General features: G+C 57.9%; 4 protein-coding genes. 3 read left to right on the top strand and 1 reads right to left on the bottom strand.

Going from position 1 to position 6,595, the window contains the following annotated elements:
• The 3 genes from ACOYXI_RS00310 to ACOYXI_RS00300 form a co-directional block, all read left to right on the top strand.
• Nucleotides 1–3,622, top strand: a 3,622-nt coding sequence (locus tag ACOYXI_RS00310) for an RHS repeat-associated core domain-containing protein (protein ID WP_461674107.1), incomplete at its 5' end; no start/stop codon positions are given.
• Nucleotides 3,623–3,625: 3 nt separating this feature from the next.
• Nucleotides 3,626–3,982, top strand: a complete 357-nt coding sequence (locus ACOYXI_RS00305; protein ID WP_139055456.1) for a hypothetical protein — start codon at nucleotides 3,626–3,628, stop codon at nucleotides 3,980–3,982.
• Between the two features lie 6 nt (nucleotides 3,983–3,988).
• Entirely contained in the window at nucleotides 3,989–4,621 is a 633-nt protein-coding gene (locus ACOYXI_RS00300; protein ID WP_240795668.1) for a hypothetical protein, read from the top strand.
• A 64-nt stretch (nucleotides 4,622–4,685) separates the two neighbouring features.
• Here the strand turns inward: ACOYXI_RS00300 and ACOYXI_RS00295 are convergent, their stop codons facing one another.
• Nucleotides 4,686–6,476 carry a bifunctional diguanylate cyclase/phosphodiesterase gene (locus ACOYXI_RS00295; RefSeq protein ID WP_461674106.1) on the bottom strand — a complete coding sequence of 597 codons (1,791 nt, stop codon included), beginning with the start codon at nucleotides 6,474–6,476 and terminating at the stop codon, nucleotides 4,686–4,688.
• Nucleotides 6,477–6,595: the final 119 nt, after the last annotated feature.

Here is a 6,595-nt window from a genome sequence, read left to right as displayed (position 1 = left end):
AAACCCCAACGGCGACAGCGCCGATTGCGCACCGCTGACCTGCACCAACGGCTGTCCGGTGTCGATGGTTACCGGCGAGGAATTGCTGACCCTGACCGACGGCACGCTCGATGGTTTGCTGCCGTTCGAGTTCACCCGGTTGTACCGCACCAGCGCGGTGGAGATCGATGTCGGGCTGGGGTTTGGCTGGAGTCATTCGCTGGCGCATCGGCTGGAGTTCGATGGCGAGGCGGTGATCTGGGTCGATCACGAGAACCGCCGCACGCGGTTTCCGTTGCCCAGTGTGGAGCGGCCGCAGATTCACAACAGCCTGTCGCGGGCGGCGATTTTTCTCGGGGATGAACCGGAGGAACTGATCCTCGCGCTGGCCGGGGATGCGGCGCGGTTTTATCACTTTCGTGCCGGGCGGCTGGTGGCGATCAGTGATGCGTATGGCAATCGTCTGACGGTGCATCGCGATTTTTCCGAGCGTGTGCAGCGCCTGGATAACGGGGCCGGGCGGTCGTTGTTGTTGCGCTACGACCGGGCGCATCTGGTCGCGGTTGATTACCAAGTGCTTGAGGCTGATGGCTGGCGCACCGAGCAAACGCTGGTCAGTTATTGCTACGACGCCCGTCAGCGGTTGTTGGCTGCGACCAACGCGGTCGGTGACAGCGAGCGTTACGACTACGACGATCAGCACGTCATCCTGCAGCGGCAACTGGCCGGCGGCGCGAGTTTCTTCTGGGAATGGGAACGCTCGGGCAAGTCGGCGCGTTGCGTGCGGCACTGGGCGTCGTTCGCGCAGATGGACACCCGTTACGTCTGGGCCGATGACGGCAGCGTCGCGGTGCACTACGTCGATGGCAGCGAAGAAACCTACGTCCACGATGACAGCGCACGGCTGGTGCGCAAGGTCGAGGCCGATGGCGGTGAGCACCTCAAGGCTTATGACGACGCGGGCCGGCTGATCGCCGAGCAGGATCCGCTGGGTGCGGTCACTGAGTATCGCTACGACGACGTCGGACGGCTGATCGCGCTGCTTCCGCCGGACGACGAGCCAACGTCCTACGAATACCGCAACGGTTTCCTGCACAGCCGTTCTCGCGGCGAGGCGGTGTGGACGTTTCGACGCAACGCCGAGGGTGATGTCACCGAGGCGGTCGATCCTGACGGTCAGGTCACCCATTACTACTACGACACGCGCGGGCAGTTGCTGTCGATCCGCTACCCGGACACCAGCCGGCACAAGTTGTCGTGGAACGACCTCGGGCAACTGATCGAGGAAACCCTGCCCGACGGTGGTGTGCGGCGCTTTTCCTACGACGCGCTGGGGCGACGGACGACCACTTGCGACGAGCACGGCGCGATCACCCGTCAGCAGTGGGATGCGGTTGGCCGACTGGTTCAAACGACCTTTCCTACGGGCGCCACTCGCGCCTACAGCTATGGCGCCTACGGCCAAGTCACTGCCGAGCGCGACGAACTCGGGCGCATCACCCGCTACGAGTATGACGACGACCTGCACCTCGTCTCGCGCAAGATCAACCCCGACGGCACGCGGGTGCAGTACCGCTACGACCATGCGCAACTGCTGCTGACGGAAATCGAGAACGAGTCCGGGGAAAAGTATCGCCTGGACTACACGCCAACCGGATTGATCCGACAGGAAACTGGCTTCGACGGCCGGCGCACCGCTTACGCCTACGACCGCAACGGGCACCTGCTGGAAAAGAACGAGTTCGGTGATGACGGCTCGACGCTGGTCACCGTCTACGCGCGTGATGCGGCCGGGCGCTTGCTGCTGAAAACCCTGCCGGACGGGGTTGAGGTGGCTTACACCTATGACCGACTGGGCCGTTTGACCGGGGTCGATGACGGTCAAAAGCATCCACTGGCCTTTGAATATGACCGGCAGGACCGGCTGATCACCGAGCATCAGGGCTGGGGCACCCTGCGTTATGTCTACGACGCTTGCGGCCAGCTCAAGCGCCAGCGTCTGCCGGACAACAGCAAGCTCGACTATCACTACGCCAAGGGCGGCGCGCTGACCGCCATCGACCTCAATGGCACGCGGCTGACCAGTCACGTCTACCTGTCCGGTCGCGAACAACAACGCCAGCAAGGCCTGCTGCGCAGCGATTATGCCTACGACGATCAGGGACGTTTACTCGCCCACGCTGTAGGTCATCAGCACGACTCGCTGTATCGCCGGGATTATGCCTACAGCGCCAACGGCAATCTGGAGCACATTGCCGACAGCCGCCACGGCCAGCGCACCTATGGCTATGACGCCCTCGACCGCTTGATCCGCGTCCGTCACTCGCGCGACGAACTGCCGGAATCCTTCGCCCACGACCCGGCCGGCAACCTGCTGATGCAGGATCGTCCCGGCCCGACCCGGATCAAGGGTAATCGCCTGCTGATGCAGGGCGACCGCCATTACGACTACGACGCCTTCGGCAACCTGATCCGCGAACGCCGTGGCCGCGACCAGCAACTCGTCACCGAGTACCGCTACGACTGCCAGCACCGCCTGATCGGCCTGACCCGCGCCGACGGCCAAACCGCGACCTACCAATACGACGCCTTCGGCCGGCGCATCCGCAAAACCGTCGACGGCCAGACCACCGAGTTCTTCTGGCAAGGCGACCACCTCGTCGCCGAAAGCAGCAAAACCCACCACCGCAGCTACGTCTACGAACCCGGCACCTTCCGCCCACTGGCGCTGCTCGACGGCAAAGGCCCGAAAAAGGCCTGCCCGTTCTACTACCAACTCGATCACCTCGGCACCCCGCAGGAACTCACCGACTACAGCGGCGAAATCGTCTGGTCGGCGCAGTACGACGCCTACGGCAAGGTGTCGGCGATCACCCTCGCGGGCGAGGACTACCTGGACCAGCCGCTGCGGTTTCAGGGGCAGTATTTCGATGCGGAAAGTGGGCTGCATTACAACCGGCATCGGTATTACGACCCGAGGTTGGGACGGTATTTGACGCCGGATCCCATCAAGTTGGCGGGTGGGTTGAATCAGTATCGGTATGTGCCGAATCCGACGGGGTGGGTGGATCCGTTGGGGTTGAGCTCGAACTGTCCGCCGCCGAATAAGCCTGGGTGTGAGGTACCGGGTGGGGCGAGTGACGCTAAGGTAGATAAGGGAGAGCCGGCGCTACCGAAGATGTCAGCGCAGGAGCGGCGCGCGAGAATTGACGAATTGGCAGAGCAGATCGCTCATAAAGAATTGAAAAAAATGGAGCTTGCCAATACCAAGGCGCATTTCTTACAAAAGCATGGTGCTCAGACTACTTTGGCAGCACAACTTGAGCGGGTGCAACATGCAAAGAACCCGACAACAGGTAAAGTGGAGATGAGGGTGAATCGGAAAACCAAGTCAAAAGAGCCAAGTATTCCTCGCGCAGCAACAAGATTTATTAGCCATAGAGATCAATTGAACGCGATAAATCGTGCGCAGCTTATATTTCGTCGTACCGGAAGCATAGCTCTCTCGTCATTGCCTGTTGAAATGGGTAGAAAGGTAGGGGAAGGATATAAGAGTAAACGGTTGGAATATGTGGAGACCACAAAAACTGTTGTTATTCTTGATGTTAATGGCAAACCAATAACAGCGTATACGGATTACTAGATCATGAAGTTTAAACCAAGTATCTCAATATTGGCAGGTTTCTTGTTTTTGCTTGATATTGATTATCCTCATGAGGAATCAGTTGAAGAGCTTATATGCTTGGCAGATGTTAACGATTACTCGGAGCTTTCGAAAGTATTTGACATTGTGATGAGGCCGGATTTTTTAAATTACTCAGAAGATGATAGAAGCTGGCTAATTGAAACTATCAGTTTCTTTTTGAACGAAAATGATTCGTTTGAAGGGGTTTTTGAAAAAAGAAGCTTTTTGTTTTCCGACGAAATAGAGGACGGACGATTTTTTATGAGTACTCTGTTGGGGCGGCTTCAGGTCTATCAGCAAGAAACGATCAAGGGTTGAATAGGGTTGAAAGTTTTTGAAGAAACAAAACGTGAACTACTTATTGAACGTATGGACGATGCTGGGTGCGTCTTCAATTTTATAGTCTTCGAACTTGAGTCGGAAGTAATAGTTGATGAGTCTGTTCATCGGCGAGCTTTGGTTGGTCTGCATGAACAACTTATGAGGGAAGCGTTGTGTCAGCATGCTCAGTTAATTAAAAACCCAGATTATGCGGGTAATAGTGTTCCAGAAATAAGTTGGGAGCTTGAGAAGGCAGTTGCAACACCGTTAAGTGATGGAGAGTTAAAAAATTTAATGTTGACGGAGGATTATGTGCGCGGGCCTCTAGCACTATACGGATCTTTTCGTGAGCCACCGTACGGCACCAAATTTAAGGGGGGAGAGCGTGAAGCTCAGGAGCTTTTTCATGAGTGGAAAATTGCTATCGGGCTTGTAGAGAATTGCGGGGTCACTGCGATAAATTGGGTGAAAGGAATCAATACGACATGGGTTGATCGTGAGGATGCGATTCCTGGAAGGGAATCGTGGAGTAATTATTTTGATAGTGGCCTGGAGTGGTGGGGAATATGGTGTATGACGATTTTGAACCCGGAGCGGCGCACGATAAGTGCACTAATAGCAAGTACTACTGACTAATTTTTATGGACTGACCCCTTCGCGAGCAAGCCCGCTCCCACAGGGAATTGTGTCTGCTGGGGAATCAGCGTTGGCCAATCAGTTGCGGCAGTTGAAGGTCGGCAGCAGCAAGGCTATCAATCACATGCACGCTATATCCCGGAACATTCTTCGCATGATGCTTCGCCTGCGAAGCCATTTCCGCGAGCTGGCTGGCATCCAGTTCTGAGCAGGCTTCGGGGTGCAGGTGGACGACGCCGATGGACAGTGACAGCAACGGGAACTCTTGGCGTACGCCTTGGCGATTCGGCGCGATAAAGCAACCAGCCTCAAGATGCTCAGGGCGATAGAAGCGGCGGCATTGGCTCTGGAAGTCGTCGAGCAGTTGGTTGAGGCGTTTGCGCCAGTCTTCCGGGCCGAGTACCAGCAGGAAGTCGTCGCCGCCGATGTGGCCGACGAAGTCGCGGGACGGGTCGACGCGTTCGTTCAGACATTGCGCCAGGCACAGCAGGACTTCGTCGCCACGGCCGTAGCCGTAGATGTCGTTGAAGGGTTTGAAGCTGTCGATGTCGACGTAGCAGATGATCGATTCGCGGCCCTGTTGCAGCAGGCGGGTCAGGCATTGCTGGATCGGCACGTTGCCGGGTAGCAGGGTCAGCGGGTTGGCGTAGCGCGCCTGCTGGATTTTCAGTTCGGTGATCAGTTTGAGCACGTCGATCACCCGGCCAAGGCCCAGATAACCGCCGTTGAGGGTGATGATGAAATCTTCTTCGATGCGCTGCCGGGCGCGGCTGGTGATCAGGCGGCTGACCTGTTGCAGCGACTGGCTCATTTCCACGGCGAGGAAGTCGTCGTTCATCAGGCGGCTGATTGGCTTGCGGGCGAACAGGTCGGTGGCAAACGGCTTGAGCAAGGCGTCGGACAACGAATGGCGATGGACGATGCCGCACGGCTGGCCCTGTTCGTCGAGCACCGCCAGTGAGTTCAGATTGGCCTGGCGGCGGAAGGCTTCCAGCACCGTGGCGGTTGGTGTGTCGCGATGCACCGCCGGTTGCTCGTTGAGCAGGGCGCTGAGGTCGCTGCCTTCGTCGTTCAACGCCACGGTGCTGCTGTCGTGTTTCGGCATCAGGGCCCGGGCATCGCGGGGTGGATGCTCCTGCGGGCGAGCGAGCAGGTAACCCTGCACCAGATCGACGCCCATCTCGGTCAGCACCGCCAACTCTTCCGGCAACTCTATGCCCTCGGCAATCACCTGCGCCCGCGAAGCCTTGGCGATTTGCAGGATCGAGCCGACGAACTCGCGCTTCAATGCGTCCTGATGAATACCGTCGATGAAGTGGCGGTCGATCTTCACGTAATCCGGGCGCAACTCCGACCATAGACGCAAGCTCGAATAACCGGCACCTAGGTCATCCAGCGCAATCGAAAAGCCCATCGCACGATAGTGATGCAGGGCAGTTTGCAGCAACTGGAAATCGTCGATTGGCGTCTGTTCGGTGAGTTCGATCACTACTTGGCTGGGTGGAATACCGAAGTCCTGCAGCAGTTGCAGGGTCCGCCCCGGTTGGTGCGCGGCTTCAAGCAGGGATTCCGGTGAAACGTTGAGGAACAACTTGCCCGGCAGTTGCTGCTCGTTGAAACGACGGCAGGCAGACTGGCGGCAGGCAATTTCCAGTTCGCTCAAGCGGCCGGCTTGACGCGCCACCGCGAACAGCGCGATAGGCGAATGCAGAGGGCTGTTGGACGGGCCGCGGGTGAGGGCTTCGTAGCCGAGAATACGCCGCTCGGAGAGACAGATGATCGGCTGGAACAGGCTGTGCAAACCGCTTTGAGTCAGGATCGAGCTCAAGGCACTCAGCTGTTCGGTCGTGGTCATGGCAATCTCTGGCGATAAAAAAAGGACTGGGAGCGCTCTTGCTTGAAGAGGCGCTCCCAGTCCTTTATTTCACGACAGAATGATGACTGTTTGATGACGCTCCGGGGAGCGTCACCACT

The sequence above is a fragment of the Pseudomonas sp. G3-19 genome (assembly GCF_054855875.1).
The sequence above is the reverse complement of the archived record's forward strand: the minus strand, read 5'-3'. Positions and strand labels throughout refer to the sequence as shown.